The sequence below is a fragment of the Bifidobacterium bombi DSM 19703 genome, from assembly GCF_000737845.1.
In the GTDB taxonomy this organism is placed as follows: Bacteria; Actinomycetota; Actinomycetes; order Actinomycetales; family Bifidobacteriaceae; genus Bifidobacterium; species Bifidobacterium bombi.
In genome coordinates, this window is record NZ_ATLK01000002.1 from 246,752 (window position 1) to 263,535 (window position 16,784).

23 protein-coding genes, 1 tRNA gene and 2 pseudogenes are annotated in these 16,784 nt (G+C 55.4%); all 26 read left to right on the forward strand.

Features of this window, described 5'->3' with window-relative positions:
• Nucleotides 1–10 precede the first annotated feature (10 nt).
• On the forward strand, nt 11–370 hold the full coding sequence (rplV, locus tag BBOMB_RS07230) for a 50S ribosomal protein L22 (RefSeq protein WP_044087805.1): 360 nt from the start codon (nt 11–13) through the stop codon (nt 368–370).
• Nucleotides 370–1,200 (forward strand): 30S ribosomal protein S3, encoded by an 831-nt coding sequence (rpsC, locus tag BBOMB_RS07235; RefSeq protein WP_044087807.1) that lies wholly within the window; start codon nt 370–372, stop codon nt 1,198–1,200. The genes rplV and rpsC overlap by 1 nt, the downstream gene beginning before the upstream one ends.
• Before the next feature lie 6 nt (nt 1,201–1,206).
• A complete protein-coding gene (gene rplP, locus BBOMB_RS07240; protein WP_044087808.1) occupies nt 1,207–1,626 on the forward strand; it encodes a 50S ribosomal protein L16 in 420 nt (139 codons plus the stop codon).
• On the forward strand, nt 1,626–1,880 hold the full coding sequence (gene rpmC, locus BBOMB_RS07245; protein WP_044087809.1) for a 50S ribosomal protein L29: 255 nt from the start codon (nt 1,626–1,628) through the stop codon (nt 1,878–1,880). Before rplP ends, rpmC begins: the two co-directional genes overlap by 1 nt.
• A gap of 3 nt (nt 1,881–1,883) precedes the next feature.
• Nucleotides 1,884–2,150: a 30S ribosomal protein S17 gene (gene rpsQ / locus BBOMB_RS07250; RefSeq protein WP_044087810.1), complete on the forward strand. Its 267-nt coding sequence runs from the start codon at nt 1,884–1,886 to the stop codon at nt 2,148–2,150.
• 70 nt (nt 2,151–2,220) lie between these two features.
• A complete protein-coding gene (rplN, locus tag BBOMB_RS07255; RefSeq protein ID WP_044087811.1) occupies nt 2,221–2,589 on the forward strand; it encodes a 50S ribosomal protein L14 in 369 nt (122 codons plus the stop codon).
• A 1-nt stretch (nt 2,590) separates the two neighbouring features.
• The gene (gene rplX / locus BBOMB_RS07260; RefSeq protein ID WP_044087812.1) at nt 2,591–2,926 is read left to right on the forward strand and encodes a 50S ribosomal protein L24; all 336 of its coding nucleotides are present in this window, start codon (nt 2,591–2,593) and stop codon (nt 2,924–2,926) included.
• On the forward strand, nt 2,923–3,495 hold the full coding sequence (gene rplE, locus BBOMB_RS07265; RefSeq protein ID WP_044087813.1) for a 50S ribosomal protein L5: 573 nt from the start codon (nt 2,923–2,925) through the stop codon (nt 3,493–3,495). Before rplX ends, rplE begins: the two co-directional genes overlap by 4 nt.
• Complete coding sequence (locus BBOMB_RS07270) at nt 3,495–3,680, forward strand: type Z 30S ribosomal protein S14 (RefSeq protein WP_044087814.1); 186 nt, start codon at nt 3,495–3,497, stop codon at nt 3,678–3,680. The genes rplE and BBOMB_RS07270 overlap by 1 nt, the downstream gene beginning before the upstream one ends.
• Nucleotides 3,681–3,768: 88 nt before the next feature.
• Nucleotides 3,769–4,167: a 30S ribosomal protein S8 gene (gene rpsH / locus BBOMB_RS07275; RefSeq protein ID WP_044087815.1), complete on the forward strand. Its 399-nt coding sequence runs from the start codon at nt 3,769–3,771 to the stop codon at nt 4,165–4,167.
• A 15-nt stretch (nt 4,168–4,182) separates the two neighbouring features.
• Nucleotides 4,183–4,722, forward strand: a complete 540-nt coding sequence (rplF, locus tag BBOMB_RS07280) for a 50S ribosomal protein L6 (RefSeq protein ID WP_044087816.1) — start codon at nt 4,183–4,185, stop codon at nt 4,720–4,722.
• Nucleotide 4,723: 1 nt separating this feature from the next.
• Nucleotides 4,724–5,095, forward strand: coding sequence for a 50S ribosomal protein L18 (gene rplR, locus BBOMB_RS07285; protein ID WP_044087817.1), 372 nt, complete (start codon nt 4,724–4,726; stop codon nt 5,093–5,095).
• Nucleotides 5,092–5,844, forward strand: a complete 753-nt coding sequence (gene rpsE / locus BBOMB_RS07290) for a 30S ribosomal protein S5 (protein WP_052377583.1) — start codon at nt 5,092–5,094, stop codon at nt 5,842–5,844. Before rplR ends, rpsE begins: the two co-directional genes overlap by 4 nt.
• Nucleotides 5,844–6,023, forward strand: coding sequence for a 50S ribosomal protein L30 (gene rpmD / locus BBOMB_RS07295; protein ID WP_044087818.1), 180 nt, complete (start codon nt 5,844–5,846; stop codon nt 6,021–6,023). Before rpsE ends, rpmD begins: the two co-directional genes overlap by 1 nt.
• A 1-nt stretch (nt 6,024) precedes the next feature.
• On the forward strand, nt 6,025–6,483 hold the full coding sequence (gene rplO / locus BBOMB_RS07300) for a 50S ribosomal protein L15 (protein WP_044087819.1): 459 nt from the start codon (nt 6,025–6,027) through the stop codon (nt 6,481–6,483).
• A 303-nt stretch (nt 6,484–6,786) separates the two neighbouring features.
• Nucleotides 6,787–8,118, forward strand: a pseudogene (gene secY / locus BBOMB_RS07305) (preprotein translocase subunit SecY); the annotation flags it as partial.
• Between the two features lie 96 nt (nt 8,119–8,214).
• Complete coding sequence (locus tag BBOMB_RS08220) at nt 8,215–8,787, forward strand: adenylate kinase (RefSeq protein WP_169739070.1); 573 nt, start codon at nt 8,215–8,217, stop codon at nt 8,785–8,787.
• A gap of 190 nt (nt 8,788–8,977) precedes the next feature.
• Nucleotides 8,978–9,196 carry a translation initiation factor IF-1 gene (gene infA / locus BBOMB_RS07310; protein WP_044087820.1) on the forward strand — a complete coding sequence of 73 codons (219 nt, stop codon included), beginning with the start codon at nt 8,978–8,980 and terminating at the stop codon, nt 9,194–9,196.
• 22 nt (nt 9,197–9,218) lie between these two features.
• Complete coding sequence (rpmJ, locus tag BBOMB_RS07960) at nt 9,219–9,332, forward strand: 50S ribosomal protein L36 (RefSeq protein ID WP_043164480.1); 114 nt, start codon at nt 9,219–9,221, stop codon at nt 9,330–9,332.
• 122 nt (nt 9,333–9,454) lie between these two features.
• Nucleotides 9,455–9,832: a 30S ribosomal protein S13 gene (rpsM, locus tag BBOMB_RS07315; RefSeq protein WP_044087821.1), complete on the forward strand. Its 378-nt coding sequence runs from the start codon at nt 9,455–9,457 to the stop codon at nt 9,830–9,832.
• Between the two features lie 84 nt (nt 9,833–9,916).
• Nucleotides 9,917–10,315, forward strand: coding sequence for a 30S ribosomal protein S11 (gene rpsK, locus BBOMB_RS07320; RefSeq protein ID WP_044087823.1), 399 nt, complete (start codon nt 9,917–9,919; stop codon nt 10,313–10,315).
• 79 nt (nt 10,316–10,394) lie between these two features.
• Nucleotides 10,395–11,390 (forward strand): DNA-directed RNA polymerase subunit alpha, encoded by a 996-nt coding sequence (locus BBOMB_RS07325; protein WP_044087824.1) that lies wholly within the window; start codon nt 10,395–10,397, stop codon nt 11,388–11,390.
• 91 nt (nt 11,391–11,481) lie between these two features.
• A pseudogene (rplQ, locus tag BBOMB_RS07330) lies at nt 11,482–11,927 on the forward strand (50S ribosomal protein L17); the annotation flags it as partial.
• Nucleotides 11,928–12,510: 583 nt separating this feature from the next.
• Complete coding sequence (locus BBOMB_RS07335) at nt 12,511–13,581, forward strand: tRNA pseudouridine synthase A (protein ID WP_044087826.1); 1,071 nt, start codon at nt 12,511–12,513, stop codon at nt 13,579–13,581.
• A 42-nt stretch (nt 13,582–13,623) separates the two neighbouring features.
• Nucleotides 13,624–13,711 (forward strand) — tRNA-Ser (locus tag BBOMB_RS07340).
• A 562-nt stretch (nt 13,712–14,273) separates the two neighbouring features.
• Nucleotides 14,274–16,784, forward strand: a 2,511-nt coding sequence (locus tag BBOMB_RS07780) for a BspA family leucine-rich repeat surface protein (RefSeq protein WP_156097160.1), incomplete at its 3' end; no start/stop codon positions are given.

The window sequence follows — 16,784 nt, forward strand, 5'->3', positions numbered from 1 at the left end:
GAGATAGATTATGGAAGCTAAGGCAATTGCACGTCACGTACGCGTGACGCCTCGCAAGGCTCGCCGCATGGTCGACCTCATCCGAGGCAAGCATGTAACGGAAGCCGAGACCATTTTGAAATTCGCTCCGCAGGACGCATCGGATCCGGTGCTCAAGGTCTTGAAGAGCGCAACCGCGAACGCGCGAGTCAAGGCTGAACAAGCTGGCGAACCGTTCAAGGAGAACGATTTGGTGGTCAAAGAGACCTATGTGGATGAGGGCGTGACGCTCAAGCGTTTCCGTGCTCGTGCACAGGGTCGAGCCGGTCGCATCAACAAGCGCACCAGCCACATCACTGTCGTTGTCGCCAGCAAGGAAGGAGCCCGCTGATGGGTCAGAAGATCAATCCATTAGGCTACCGCCTGGGCATCACCGAGGACCATCGTTCCAAGTGGTTCTCCGACTCAGTCAAGCCCGGTGAGCGTTACAGTGACTTTGTGCTCGAGGATGACAAGATCCGCAAGGCCATGAACAAAGATCTCGAGCGTGCCGGTGTTTCGCGCATCAACATCGAGCGTACGCGCGACCGTGTGAACGTGGACATCCACACTGCCCGCCCGGGCATCATCATCGGCCGTCGTGGCGCTGAAGCTGAGCGCGTGCGTGCCAAACTTGAGAAGATCACAGGCAAGCAGGTTCGTCTTAATATCTTCGAGGTCAAGAACGCCGCCATTGACGCCCAGCTCGTCGCCCAAGGAATCGCCGAACAGCTCACCGCACGTGTTACGTTCCGTCGTGCCATGCGCAAAGCTCAGCAGGATGCGATGAGGGCAGGTGCCAAGGGCATTCGAATCAAGCTCTCCGGACGTCTTGGAGGCGCCGAGATGAGCCGTTCCGAGTTCTACCGTGAAGGTCGTGTACCACTGCAGACGCTTCGTGCGCTTATCGACTATGGCTTCTTCGAGGCCAAGACGACTTATGGCCGCATCGGTGTCAAGGTATGGATCTACAAGGGCGATATGACCGAGAAGCAGTTTGATGAGCAGCAGGCGCAGTCCAACAACGGCAATGCTCGTTCTCGTCGCAACTCGGATCGTCGTCCGCGGAGGAACGATCGTCAGGGAGCTCCCGCCAATGCGGGTGCGTCGACTTCGGCGGCTCCGGCAGCCAAGACTGCACCGGCAAACGATGCCGCGCAGCCTCAAGAAGTGAAGGAGTGAGCGGATATGCTTATCCCAAAGAGGACAAAATATCGTAAACAGCAGCGCCCCGCGCGTCGTGGGATGTCCAAGGGCGGCAACGAGATTTCGTTCGGTGATTTCGGTATTCAGGCTTTGGCTCCTGCCTATGTCACCAACCGTCAGATCGAGGCCGCACGTATCGCCATGACCCGTTACATCAAGCGTGGCGGTCGCGTGTGGATCACGATCTTCCCGGACCGTCCGTTGACCAAGCATGCCTTGGGAAGCCGAATGGGTTCCGGTAAGGGTACGCCTGAGTTCTGGATCGCCAATGTGCATCCTGGTCGTGTGATGTTCGAGATCGGTGGCGTCGATGAGACTACAGCAAGGGAAGCGCTTCGCAGGGCGATTGATAAGCTTCCGATGAAGTGCCGCATTATCGCGCGAGAGGGTGGTGACATCTGATGTCAGTCGGAACCGAAGATTACACCGTCGAAAAACTCAATGAGAAGACCGACGCGGAGATTGAGGGATTCCTCAAGAAGTCAAAGGAAGAGCTGTTCAATTTGCGCTTCCAAAGTGCGACCGGGAATCTCGACAACTCCTCGAGGCTTAAGGCTGTCAGGCGCGATGTCGCGAGGATGTACACCATCCTTCGCGAACGTGAGCTTGGGCTCTCTGAGCGTCCTGAGCAGAATGAAACGAAAGAGGAGGAGTAAGCGATGGCTGAAAAGCAAGAGCGTAACTTCCGCAAGACCCACAGTGGGTATGTCGTGTCCGATAAGATGGACAAGACGATCACAGTGGAACTTGAGCAGCGCGCCACCCACCCCTTGTATGGCAAGGTTGTACGTTCCACTCGTACGGTCAAAGTCCACGATGAACACAACGACGCCCATGTTGGCGACTTTGTGAGTATCATGGAGACTCGGCCTTTGAGTAAGACCAAGCGTTGGCGTCTCGACTCCATTGTCGAGCGCGCCAAGTAACAAGTTCGGCAAGGCTTCGCTGTCACCTTCATCGGTGCCAGCGGAGAACCAGCACGGCTAAGGAGAATCAATGATTCAGCAGGAAACGCGGCTTCGCGTCGCCGACAACACGGGTGCCAAGGAGATTTTGGCCATCCGCGTGCTCGGTGGGTCGAAGCGACGCTATGCCGGCATAGGCGACGTCATCGTCGCTACCGTCAAGGATGCAATACCCGGCGGGTCGGTCAAGAAGGGCGACGTGGTGAAAGCCGTAGTCGTTCGTACAGTAAAGGAGCATCGTCGTAAAGACGGCTCATACATCAAGTTCGACGAGAACGCAGCGGTGATTCTCGGCTCCGGCCGAGAGCCCAAGGGCACTCGTATTTTCGGACCGGTCGGTCGTGAGTTGCGCGACAAGCGCTTCATGAAGATCGTTTCGCTCGCACCGGAGGTGATCTGAAATGGTAGCCAAGATCAAGACAGGCGACCAGGTAAAGGTCATCCGCGGCAAGGATCGCGGCAAGGAAGGTAAAGTCACCCGGGTTCTGCCCAATGACCGCCTTATTGTCGAGGGTGTGCAGATCGTCAAGAAGCATGTCCGTGCCACGCAGCAAGGACAGGAAGCCGGCATCATCTCGACTGAGGCTCCGATTCATCGCTCGAATGTGATGGTGGTTGATTCGGAGACCGGCAAGCCCACTAGGGTCGGCGTTAAGGTCAGCACCGTCGAAAAGGACGGCAAAGTCAAGACGGTGCGCACGCGCATCGCCAAGAAGTCCGGAAAGGAGCTCGCATGAGTGAAACAACTGTTGAAGCCCCGGCGATGCCCCGCCTTAAGCAACGGTACAACGACGAAATCGTACCGGAGCTTGAGAAGGAATTCAAGTATTCAAACCCGATGCAGGTGGCAGGAGTCAAGAAGGTAGTCGTTTCCATGGGTGTTGGCGCGGCTGCTCGTGATTCCAAGCTCATTGAAGGTGCGGTGCGGGACTTGACCGCCATTACTGGGCAGAAGCCGAAGATTACCAAGGCCAAGAAGTCTGTCGCCCAGTTCCATTTGCGTGAAGGCCAGGCAATAGGTGCCTACGTGACTCTTCGCGGCGACCGCATGTGGGAGTTCCTTGATAGGCTGCTTACGCTTGCTCTGCCTCGTATTCGTGATTTCCGTGGTATCAGTGGTCAGCAGTTTGACGGCCAGGGCAATTACAACTTCGGCCTCACAGAACAATCAATGTTCCATGAGATTGATCCGGATTCCATTGATCATCAGCGTGGTATGGATATCACCGTGGTGACCAGCACCAAGGACGACAAGGAAGCTCGGGCGTTGCTCAAGCACCTTGGCTTCCCCTTCAAGGAGAACTAATGGCAAAAACCGCTCTGAAGAACAAGTCGGCTGCCAAACCCAAGTTCAAAGTGCGTGGTTACACGCGCTGCCAGGTTTGTGGCCGTCCGCATTCCGTATATCGTAAATTCGGCCTGTGCCGTATCTGCCTTCGCGAGAAGGCCCACCGCGGCGAACTGCCCGGAGTTACAAAGTCCAGTTGGTAAACATCGACGCTGAAGGTCCGGTGTCTTTGCATCGTTCCATACGAGGTAAGGGCGTCGGAAACCACCGCGAGAAAGGGCGTTAGCCCACATGACAATGACAGATCCAATCGCAGACATGCTTACGCGTCTGCGCAATGCGAGTGCGGCAAAACACGAGACAGTCGTGATGCCGTATTCAAAATTCAAAGCGAATATCGCCGAGATTCTCAAGCGCGAAGGCTACATCAAGGATTTCGCGGCCAAGGAGGCTCGAGTCGGTCAAGATCTCGAGATCACCTTGAAGTACGGCAAGAGTGGAGAGCGTGCCATCAAAGGCATCAAGCGCGTTTCCAAGCCGGGCTTGCGTCGTTACGCGAAGTCCGATTCACTGCCCATGCCTTTGGGAGGATTGGGAGTCGCTATCATTTCAACAAGCTCAGGTTTGTTGACTCAAAAAGAATGCCTTGACCGGGGCATCGGCGGCGAAGTCGTCGCCTTCGTATGGTGAGGGAGGAGAGCTAAGATGGCATCACATATTGGTAAGCTCCCTGTCGCCGTTCCGGCAGGCGTTGAAGTAAACATCGAAGGTCAGGATTTCAAGGCCAAGGGTCCGCAGGGTTCGGATTCATACACCATCCCCGAAGGCGTTACCGCTCGCGTCGATGGTTCCGAAATCGTGCTGGAAGCGGCCGATGACCTCCGTCCGACCCGTGCGAAGCATGGCCTTGCTCGTGCGATGGTGGCTTCCTTGGTGAAGGGCGTGCATGAAGGCTACGTCAAGAACCTTGAGATTGTAGGCACCGGTTACAGGGCTCAGATGAAGGGCAAGGGCATCGAGTTTTCACTCGGTTATTCCCACACCATCACCGTAAATCCGCCTGAAGGCATCACTTTCGAGCTGCCTGATGCAAATCATGTGTCCGTCAAGGGCATGGATAAGCAGCAGGTCGGCCAGGCAGCGGCCAACATCCGCAAGCTTCGTGCTCCTGAACCTTATAAGGGCAAGGGCATCAAGTACGCCGATGAGCACATCATCCGCAAGGCTGGAAAGGCTGGTAAGTGATATGACGGTCAAAATTTTCGGTAAAGGAAAGTCTGTTGCCCGTCTGCGCCGCCATGCGCGTATCCGCAAGCGGATCAGCGGAACGTCCGAGCGTCCCCGTCTGGTGGTGACACGTTCGAACAGGCATATGGTCGCTCAGATCGTGGATGACACCAAGGGCATCACCCTTGTTAGCGCGTCCACTCAGACCCATGATTTTGATGGGTTCAAAGGAACCAAGAGCGAAGCCGCGAAGAAGGTCGGTGAGCTCGTGGCCAAAAAAGCCAAGGACGCCGGCATCGATTCCGTCGTCTTCGACAGAGGTGGCAACAAGTACCATGGTCGCGTCGCAGCTGTTGCTGAAGGCGCCCGTGAGGGAGGTCTGGCACTGTGAGCGACAACGAAAAGGAAACCCAAGTGACGCAAGAAACTCAGGGCACTGAAGCTGTGCAGAACAGCGAGCAGCAGCGTGGGTCCGATCGCAGCGGTCGTCGTGGTGATCGCGGTTCGCGTGGCGAAGGTCGCAGGGGAGAGCGTCGTGGTCGTCGTGACGATCGTCATGACGACGATATGCTCGACCGAGTGGTCGCCATTAACCGCGTTTCCAAGACTCGCAAGGGCGGCCGTACGATGAGCTTCGCCGCTCTCGTGGTCGTCGGTGATGGCAAGGGTACCGTCGGCGTTGGTTATGGCAAGTCGAAGGAAGTCCCCGCCGCCATTGCCAAGGGTCAGCTTGATGCGAAGAAGAACATGTTCACTGTTCCTCGTATTCGTGGAACGGTGACTCATCCGGTCATCGGTCATGATGCGGCCGGAACAGTTTTGCTTCGTCCTGCCGCTCCTGGAACCGGCGTAATCGCCGGTGGCCCTGTACGTGCAGTCATGGAGTGCGCTGGAATCACTGACATTCTCACCAAGTCGATGGGCTCTGCCACTGCGGTTAATGTGGTTCGTGCGACCGTCGATGCCTTGAAGAATCTCGAGGAACCTGAAGAGATCGCGGCTCGCCGTGGCATGTCTTTGGAAGACGTCGCTCCCGACACACTGTTGCGTTCTCGCGCAGCAGGCTTGGACGAAGAGCGCAAGGCTCGTGAGGAAGCCAAGGCTAAGGCCGAGCAAGCAGCAGCAAAGGACGGTGAGTAATGGCTAAGCTGAAAATTACCCTTACCAAGGGGCTTGTAAACCGCAAGCATCAGCAGCGTGACACGGTTCGTACGCTGGGGTTGCATAAGATCGGCCAGTCTGTGGTGCGTGAAGACACGCCTGAGACCCGCGGTCAGATCTTGGCGGTACGTCACTTGGTAACCGTTGAGGAGGCCTGATATGGCAGAAGAAGATAACACCATTGTGCAGATGCATGATTTGCGTCCTGCGCCGGGTGCCAAGAAAGACCGTATCCGCGTAGGCCGTGGTGAAGGGTCCAAGGGTAAGACCTCGGGTCGTGGAGCCAAGGGCACCAAGAAGCGCTATCAAGTCCGTCCGGGGTTTGAGGGTGGCCAGTTGCCGCTCTACATGCGTATGCCTAAGCTTCGTGGTTTCAAGAGCCCGTTCAAGGTGGAGTACCAAGTAGTCAACGTCGATGCGTTGTCCAAGGCGTTCCCCAAGGGTGGCGAGATCACGGCTGAAGACATGGCCAAGGCCGGCCTGGTTCGTGCGAACCAGCCTGTCAAGGTCCTTGGTGATGGCGAAGCTGCAGTCGCTTTCACTTTGAAGGGAGTGAAAGCTTCGGCGTCCGCGGCCAAGAAGATTGAAGCTGCCGGCGGTTCCGTGTCTGAAGCATGAGAGCTCCAGCCGACTGATTTGTTTCGGATGGCTTCTCCCGCTTAATGGCGGGGGAGGCCATCTTTAGTTATGAAGTCTGGGTATGTCATGCGGGGGTGTCCGGCTCGGTAGAGGATCACTGTGGATCAATCGCTTATTTAGGTAAAAACCCGTATATTAATAGACACATTTAATTATTTTATCTAAAGACGAAGTTCATGAGAGAGTTTGGTCTTATTTAGTAGACGCTGTACGCTAAACTTTTCTTCAGATTGTGTGTAAAAGCGCCGCACAGGAGTGTGCGTGTCAAGGAAGGAATTCCAAGTGAGGACGTTAATCCAAGCTTTCAAGACGAAGGAACTACGCAACAAGATTCTCTTCGTCATTGCGATGATCATCATTTACCGAATCGGCTCGTTTATTCCAGCTCCCGGGGTGGATTACAACAAGGTTCAGGAATGCGTAGGCCGGCTTAATGATTCCCAAGAGAATTTCGTCGGTTTGGTGAACCTGTTCTCAGGCGGCGCGATGCTTCAGCTTTCCATTTTCGCGCTCGGTGTCATGCCTTACATTACGGCCTCAATCGTCATACAGCTGTTGCGAGTTGTCATTCCACGCTTTCAGGAGCTGCATAAGGAGGGTCAGTCAGGCGAGGCGAAACTTACGCAGTACACTCGTTATCTCACCATCGGTCTGGCGATTTTGCAATCAACCACCATTCTGGTGACGGCCCGCTCAGGCGCTTTGTTCAACTATCAATGCGGACAGGTCATTCCTGATGGTTCGGTGTGGAACCTTGTGTTGATGGTAATTGTGCTTACCGGTGGTACGGGGCTTATCATGTGGATGGCAGAGCTCATCACTGAAAAGGGCATTGGTCAGGGCATGTCAATCTTGATTTTCATGTCCATCTGCTCCGGCTTCCTGCCGCAGTTGTGGCAAATCGGTTGGGGAACCAATGGCAAGAACGGTAATTGGCGTTCATTCGGTATCGTCACGGCCGTGCTCATCGTGATTCTTATCGTGGTTGATTATGTTGAATTGGCACAGCGCCGTATTCCCGTGCAATATACGCGTCGCATGGTCGGTCGCAAGATGTACGGTGGCTCGTCCACGTACCTGCCACTGAAAATCAACATGAGTGGAGTGATTCCTCCTATTTTCGCGTCGTCCATTTTGGCGATACCCACCTTGGTGGCACAATTTGGCAAGTCAGATCAGTCCTGGGTGAAGTGGATTAATTCCAATCTGGCCAACACGACTTCATGGGTCTATATTCTGCTGTACTCGCTGATGATTGTTGCATTCTGCTTCTTCTACACATCAATTACGTTCGATCCGGACGAAACAGCGGACAACATGAAGGAGTACGGCGGGTTCATTCCTGGCATTCGCGCCGGCAGCGCCACCAGCCGGTACCTGCAGTATGTAATGAACAGGCTCAACACGGTGGGTTCCATCTACCTTCTGTTTGTAGCCCTGATACCGACCGTGCTCATTATGGCGCTGAAACTGAACAGCAAATTGCCGTTTGGTGGTACCACCATTTTGATCATCGCAGGCGTGGGACTCGACACGCTTCGTCAGGCCAAGGCGCAGACGGAACAGTTCCAATACAATGGCTTCCTGCTTGAGAACGTCGATCATAAAGAGGGAAAGGACACGAAGTCCGAAGTGAAAAACCATTCCAACTCAGAGCATACATCGTCAAAGCCGGCTGCCGATGAGAAGGGCACTAGCCGGTCCAAGGGGCTGCGGCTTGTCATCATGGGGCCGCAAGGTGTCGGCAAGGGCACACAGGCGGAGTTGCTCTCGAAGCACTATGGCATACCACATATCTCAACGGGTGACATATTCCGTCAGAATCTCAAGAACGACACCGAATTGGGTCGTGAGGCAAAGCGCTACACCGACAAGGGTGAGCTTGTACCTGATGAGCTTACCGACCGCATCGTCGCCGATCGACTTGCTCAGGCGGACGCAAAGGATGGGTGGATTCTGGATGGATATCCGCGCAATGCCGAACAGGTTGAGGCCTTGGACGGTCTGCTTGAACGTGAGGGTGAGACGCTGAACAGCGTTGTTGCCTTGGATGCGGATTGTGAGGTGCTCATGGATCGCATGTCCAGAAGAGCTCAGTCAGAAGGGCGTGACGACGATACCCCCGAGGCCATCGAGGTAAGGCTTAAGACCTACGAGGAACAGACGGCGCCGTTGCTCGGCACGTACCGTGACCGAGGCGAGTTACTTTCGTTTGATGGAACCGGCGATATCGACGAAATATCGCAAGGCATCATCGAGAAGCTGGACGCGGCAAGGCAATAGAGGTCTTCTGTTCCGATAGATATCGTTGATTCGGATCCAGAAGGAAGTACGGATTCCGGCGAATGTAGCGCTACGAGAATAAAAACGACACGCTGTGTGGAAGTTTTTACCCCCGTGGCGCTATATTAATAATTTGGCGTATCTAGTATGCGCTGTACAGTAATGTATGCCAAAGATCGGAATGAGGCTCATGGCGAAAGACGGTGTGATTGAAGTCGAAGGCAGGGTGGTGGAGGCACTGCCCAACGCGATGTTTCGTGTGGAGCTAGAGAACAAGCACGTCGTTCTGGCCACCATATCCGGCAAGATGCGCAAGAACTATATCCGCATTCTGCCGCAGGACAGGGTGGCGCTTGAAATGAGTCCTTACGATTTGACCCGAGGCCGCATAACCTACCGGTATAAGTAAATACCAGAAGTAAAGGAAAACCATGAAGGTAAGCCCAAGTGTGAAGAGGATCTGCGAGAATTGCCGCGTGATCCGTCGCCACGGTCGCGTCATGGTGATCTGCTCCAACCCACGCCACAAACAGCGCCAAGGCTGAGCAGAAGCCAGACACGAATAAAGGTGCTGAGTCGCAGCGCGAGCTGAACCCCGGGTACGCAGGCCCGGGCTGGAGAACCAGAAGACTTGGCACACACCTGCGGATGAACAGAAGGAATCGCAATGGCACGTCTTGCCGGAGTCGACATCCCCAATGAGAAGCGCATCGAGGTTGCCCTCACCTATATCTTCGGTGTGGGTCGTACACGCGCAAAAGAAACACTTGCCGCCACAGGAGTCAATCCTGATACACGCGTCAAGGATCTGAGCGATGAGCAGCTGATTACGCTGCGCGATTATCTTGAGGCAAACTACAAGATCGAAGGCGATTTGCGTCGTGAGATCGACGCAGATATTCGCCGTAAGGTTCAGATTAACTGCTACCAAGGTCAGCGCCACCGCCGTGGTCTGCCTGTGCGTGGTCAGCGTACGAAGACCAACGCACGCACCCGCAAGGGGCCGAAGCGCACGGTCGCCGGAAAGAAGAAAGCCGTCAAGTAGCAGACGACGCCGCTGGGATCGTCGAGGTGAAATCGATGTATTCTCGCACAGTATCAGTAAATCGTCATTAAGAAACGAGGATTCATGGCAGCTGCAAAGCAAGCCGCGCGTAAACCCCGCCGTCGTGACCGTAAGTCGGTTCCCGTCGGGCAGGCGCACATCAAGTCCACATTCAATAACACCATCATTTCCATCACTGACCCGTCCGGCGCCGTCGTCGCTTGGGCCTCTGGCGGCGATGTCGGTTTCAAGGGTTCACGTAAGTCCACGCCTTACGCCGCAGGAATGGCAGCGGAATCCGCAGCACGCAAGGCGCAGGAACACGGAGTCAAGAAGGTTGACGTGTTCGTGAAAGGTCCGGGTTCTGGCCGTGAGACAGCGATTCGTTCCCTGCAGTCCGCAGGCCTCGAGGTCGGTTCCATCTCTGATGTCACGCCGCAGGCACACAACGGCGTACGTCCGCCCAAGCGTCGTCGCGTCTGAAGCACTCAATAATTAATCAGTCCACCCGCCTATGACCAGTGTGAGTGCACCACCGATCAGAAGCTGAAAGGATAACACAGTGCTTATTGCACAGCGTCCGAAACTTACCGAGGAATCTCTTGATCCCCAGCGTTCGCGCTTTATCATCGAGCCTCTTGAGCCTGGATTTGGGTATACGCTAGGCAATTCCCTGCGCCGTACCCTGCTGAGCTCCATTCCTGGGGCTGCCGTGACTTCTGTACGAATCTCCGGTGCCTTGCACGAGTTCACCACTCTTCCCGGTGTAAAGGAAGATGTCACTGAGATTTTGTTGAACATCAAGGGCATCGTCGTCACCAGTGAATACGACGAACCGGTGACCATGTATCTGCGCAAGAGTGAAAAGGGCGAGGTAACCGCTGGCGACATCACGCCACCAGCTGGTGTAACGATTGCCAACCCTGACCTGCACATCGCGACTCTCGCAGACGATGGCGAACTTGAGATTGAATTTACCGTCGAGCGTGGCCGTGGTTATGTCCCGGCCCAGATGAACAAGTCAGACAATGGCGAAATAGGCCGTATTCCGGTCGATTCGATTTACTCGCCAGTACTCAAGGTGAGTTACAAGGTCGAAGCCACCCGTGTGGAACAGCGCACGGATTTCGACAAGCTTATTCTTGACGTGGAGACCAAACCTGCGATTGCTCCTCGAGATGCGGTCGCGTCGGCGGGTTCGACCTTGGTTGAGCTGTTTGGTCTTTTCCATGAGCTCAATGAACAGGCGGAAGGCGTCGAAGTCGGTTCAAAGGAAGTCGAAGAAGTCGAAAACCCTGAGATGGCTGTGCCCATCGAGGAGATGAATCTTACGCAGCGCAGCTATAACTGCCTGAAGCGTGAAGGGATTCACACCGTCGGTGAACTTGTTTCGCACACCGAGCAGGATCTGCTTGACATCCGTAATTTCGGCATGAAGTCGATCGATGAAGTCAAGGAGAAACTGCAATCGATGGGTCTTTCCTTGAAGGCTTCACCGCTTGGTTTCGATACCAACAATTTGGAAGGAGGCACGTTCTTCTCACCTGACGATGAGTGAACGTAGCGTCTTCATAACAGCTCTGGGGAGACTTGGATGTTCGGGCGTATGCCACCTGAGTCAGAAACCAGAAGCAAAAGGAGTAATTACTATGCCAAAACCCAGTAAAGGGCCACGTCTGGCTTCAAGCCCGGCACATGAGCGTCTTATGCTCGCGAACATGGCGACAAGCCTGTTCCGTTCCGGTCGTATCGTCACCACCTTGCCAAAGGCGAAGCGCCTGCGTCCATTGGCAGAGCGTTTGATTACGTTCGCCAAGCGTGGAGATTTGGCCAGCCGGCGCCGTGTCATGCGCGTCATACGCGACAAACATGTCGTGCATGTTCTGTTCACAGAGATTGCGGAGCAGATGCAGCAGCGCGAAGGCGGCTATACCCGCATCATCAAGATAGCGCCGTCCAAAGGGAACAATGCACCTCGTGCCATTATCGAGCTCGTCAAGGAGCCGGTAAGTGCCAAGCAGGCCGTGGTCAAGGAAGCGCAGGCCGCCACAAAGGTGGCAGCCGACGTAGACACCAAGCTGAGGAAGCCGTGGAGCCTACCGAGGCAGCTACAGACAAGACCGAGCAGACGCAAGTTGAGCAGACCGCTGAAGCGAAGGAAGATGAGGCCAAGGCCGAGGATTCCGAGAAGGATGCAGAGTAGTTTCCGTCTGGTTGATTAAGGGTCGGGTCGTTAAGACCTGGCCCTTTTTTGTATTACCCTCCCATTTCATCGTGCTACCGAGTGGATTTGCCAGCAACTTATTGGTGTTTTCGGCATTGTTGCGGCGATCTTGTGTTTAGCGGTCCTCGTTTGCAGTCTTTTGTCCCCTCGTTCCTACAGGCCTGCTCATGGGTTCCTAGTACGGTCGTCGTGTTTCTGCTACTTCATTGCGCTTGCCTTGTCGTATGGTGTTTCATGCCACGTCGCCTGCTCCGCTCACCGTCCGTGTCTGGTAATGTGTGAGAATTGCCGTACTCATGAATAGAAGATTCGTTGCCCATGGCCTGTTGCGATGGCCCGATGTCGTATTCAGGGTCGTTCCTTGACGTGCTTGGTGCACTTACACAGCAGGGAAGCAGCATGACTGTGTTCGTTGGCGAACCGTATACTTAAGCCCATGCGATTGAGATTGGATATGGCTTATGATGGGGGAAGATTTCACGGTTGGGCGAGGCAGCCCGGGCTTCGTACTGTTCAAGGGGAGCTGGAGTCGGCGCTTTGCAAGGTATTGCATGTTCACATGGATGGTCAAGCCACGCCGACCACGGCAGCGGTGGCCGCGGAAACGCTCAAACCGGTGCCGTTTCCAGGGCGGTTTCCTTCCGAGGAAGAAGTTGAGGGGCCTAGTCAGGTAGCCGCCACCAGTGCCTATGCGTCATGTGAGGCAGAACGTGCTTCGCAACTGGTCCCGTTTTCTGCAGAGCGAGGGTTGAGGCTCGTGGTGGCTGGACGCACGGACACCGGTGTGCACGCCTCGCACCAGGTTTGCCATCTTGACGTCAGTGAGGATGCATTGTTTCGGTGTGTGGGGCACATGAATGTGTCAGACACTGAGGCATTGTTCCGCCGCCTGCGCCGCATCCTACCCAATGACATCGTCCTGCTTTCGGTAAGTCGGGCCCCAGATGGGTTCGATGCAAGATTCTCCGCGTTGGAACGTACCTACGTGTACCGCGTAAGTGATGGTGGCAGACAGCCCGATCCGCGGCTCCGCGGCTTTGTACTTGCTGTGGATGGAGTTCTTGACATCGATCTCATGAATGAGGCTGCGAAGTCGATGATCGGTTTACATGATTTCGGCTCCTTCGCCACGCCTAATCCCGGCGGTACCACCATCAGGGAGGTGAAGTATGCACAGTGGCAAAGACTAGGGTATCACCCGCTGGTTGAGGGTTTGGAACGGAGTGAGCATTGTGCCGGCCCGGGTTACGTCGTTCCCACTGTGGAGTCGGGACTCGTGGTGTTCACCATAGTCGCTGACGCATTCGCTCACAACATGGTGCGTTCCCTGGTGAACGCCTGCGTGCGCGTGGGGCAGGGCAAACAGACGGTTTCCTGGTTCAAGGGCAAGATGGAAGAACCGGTGCGTGAAGGGTCTACGGGTCCGATTGCCGCTTGCGGGCTGACCTTGGAAGGTGTGTCGTACCCTGACGACACGCAGCTTTCGGCTCGGGCAGAGGCAATACGCGCCAAGCGCACGTTGTAGGGTATGCCTTGTCGTATACTTGACAAGTTGCGTTTGCAGCAAGGATGAATGTCCGAGCGGTCTAAGGAGCACGCCTCGAAAGCGTGTGAGGAGAAATCCTCCGCGAGTTCGAATCTCGCTTCATCCGCCAAGGCCTTCCGGTTTCCACCCCGGGAGGCCTTACATTTACTTTCGGTAGGATTAGACTCTGAGTTCGCTGATTCTGGCAGTGATGATAAAGATTGCTTGACTGCTTTTTCTTCTATTCTGGATAGTGCTATATGTCGTTGGGCGGCTGCATCTGACACGTTTGTCGGTGGTGTGAATGTTTGTGTGTTGTTGTTTTTGGTTGTTGATATTGAACTTCTTTTTTTTTGATGCGTGTGGCTCCAGGGATATTCGTCTTGAAAATATGCTTTGTCAATCGTTTGCTGTTTTGTCTTGTATTGTTGTGCTGGTTGGAATTCAGTGTTTGTGAACTTGGAATCATGGATTCTCTTTTTTGAATATTTCGTTTTCATGCAGAATTGTTGGGGGGGGGGGATACCCTTATGCCATATGTAAAGAACGACGTTTTATGCGCATTCTTTCTTGGCATGACGTTGGGTGGGCGTGCGGCGTGTGGTTGCGCGTGCGGCGTGTGGTTGCGCGTGCGGCTGAATCTGGGTCGTGCGGGGTGCGTTACGATGTTGTCGAAGAAGAGGTGTTGCGTGATGGTTGCAAGAGAAGAAGGTAAGGGTTTGGCTCGTTGGTCTCGCGCTCTGGTGGGCATGTTGGGTACGGTGGCGATGCTTGGTGGCTTGTTTGTTTCGCTGCCGGCTTCGGCCGGTGAGGTCGGTGTTGATGGTGTGGCGCCCGCCCGGGTTTCGGATGGTTCGTCTTCTCCGGACGACACGGCCGGTGCTGGTGAGGACGGTGATGGTGCCTCGGCTTCTGGTGCTCCTGCCGCCGGGGCTCCTGCTGCTGCTCCTGCTGGTGTTTCGGGTTCGCCGGCTACCGGTGGTGTGGGTGATGGGTCCGGGCTGCGAGCCAGAAGCATCTCACCTCAAAGTGGTGGTGATTGTTCCTCTGGCAGGCAGACCGGTGACGGCTGGATTGCGGATAATGCCGGTGGCGGCAAGTGTGCGGTGCATGTGACCGGCAGGGCCGCCCTGCAAGGTAATGTTGCGTCTGCGACGTTTGGTGCTTTGGATCTGAATAAGGTGGTTTCGGTTTCGATTGACAATCCCATCCAGTTGTCTCCGGGCGACCATGTCCATCTGGGTGGCATGAGTAATCTGACGTCGGTGACGGGCTTGTCGAATCTCAGGAACGCGACGGATCTGAGCTGGGCGTTCAAAAATGATTCCGCTTTGCGGTCGTTGGATGTGAGTGGTCTGGATACGAGCCAGGTCAAGGACATGTCGTACATGTTCGATTTCGATACCGCGTCTGAGCTGTCGTCGTTGGATGTGAGCGGTTGGGATACGAGCCAGGTCAAGGACATGTCGTTCATGTTCAATAATGCGGATAAGTTGCGGTCGTTGGATGTGAGCCGTTGGGATACGAGCCAAGTCACGGACATGTCGTACATGTTCAATACCGCGTCTGAGCTGTCGTCGTTGGATGTGAGCGGTTGGGATACGAGCCACGTCACGGACATGTCGTTCATGTTCAATAATGAGGATAAGTTGCGGTCGTTGGATGTGAGCGGTTGGGATACGAGCCACGTCACGAACATGTCGTACATGTTCATGTGGACGGAGGATTTGACGTCGTTGGATGTGAGCCGTTGGGATACGAGCCACGTCACGGACATGTCGTACATGTTCAATGATGCGTGTAAGTTGACGTCGTTGGATGTGAGCCATTTTGATACGAGGCAGGTCACGGACATGCAGGGCATGTTCACTGATGCGTCCAGTTTGGGGTCGTTGGATTTGAGCCGTTGGGATACGAGCCACGTCACGGACATGTCGTGGATGTTCACTGATGCGTCTGGTTTGACGTCGTTGGATTTGAGTGGTTGGGATACGAGCCACGTCACGAACATGGGTGGCATGTTCGCTGGTGCGTCTGGTTTGCGGTCGTTGCGGTTGGGTTCTCACACGTATTTCGATGGCCTCACGGGGAACGCTGGTAGTTCGCAACTTGTCGGTCGTTGGACCCAGGTGGATCCTTCTCCTGTTCCGGGGGCGTGTTACGTCAATGGTGGTGACCAGGCCTCCTGTTCGACCACCGACCCGAACCAGGGGCTGTTGCGTAGGCCGGCTGCTGGCGGTCCCGGGCAGGTGCGTACCGGTGCGGTCACATACGCGCGGGGGAATCTGGTCAGGCTTAACTACGTGGACGCGCAGGGCAACCCGCTTGCCGCGAGTGTGGTGAGCGGTCTTGGCTTGCCCTCTTCGAAGGTCGGCAGCCCGACTGACCGGTTCTCGGTCGCTCTCCCGGGTGGTTCGGCTTGGAAGTTCACGTCCTGTTCGTCCAACCCGACGGCCTCTCCTGCGGATTCGTGTTCGGGTGCGAGCATGTCGGGTGTGATCGGCTCTTCGGATCGTACGCTGACGGTCACGATGAAGCATGTCACCTCCGGTGGCGGCAATGGTGGCAGTGGGGACAATGGTTCCAACGGCAGTGGTGGAAACAATAACGGTGGTTCCAATAACGGTGGTTCCAATAACGGTGGTTCCAACAACAGTGGTGGAAACAACAACAATGGTTCCAACAGTAATGGTGGTAATGCCGGCAACAATGGCAACAATGGTGGTAATGCCGGCAACAATGGCAACAATGGCAACAATGGTGGTGCTGCTGGTGTGTTTCCTGGTGTGCCGGGTCGTCTGTCGGTTCTGGCCGCCCCGGGCGCCCCTGCCCCTGCCACGGCTCCTGCTCCGGCTGGTGGGTCGGTGTCTCCTCGTTCCGGTGTGCGGCGTAGGGGTCGCTCGCATACTCGTGAGTGTGTGGCGTGGTTGGATGCCGGTGGTGATGGTGTGCTGTCGGATTATGGTCCCAATGGTCGTGTGGTGCCTGGTCAGGTGCGTCAGGTGTCCGATCCGTGTGCCGATCAGCGGTCGGCTGTTATCGGTGGGGCGCATGGTGTGCGTTATGTGACGTGGCTGCCGTATTTCCTGTCGGGTGCTTTGGTCGGCGGGTTTGCGATGGAGGCGGTGTATCTGGCGTTGCGTCGTCGTATGGATGATGGTGATGCTGATGACGGGTATGGTCGTGCCGATGGTGATGATGGT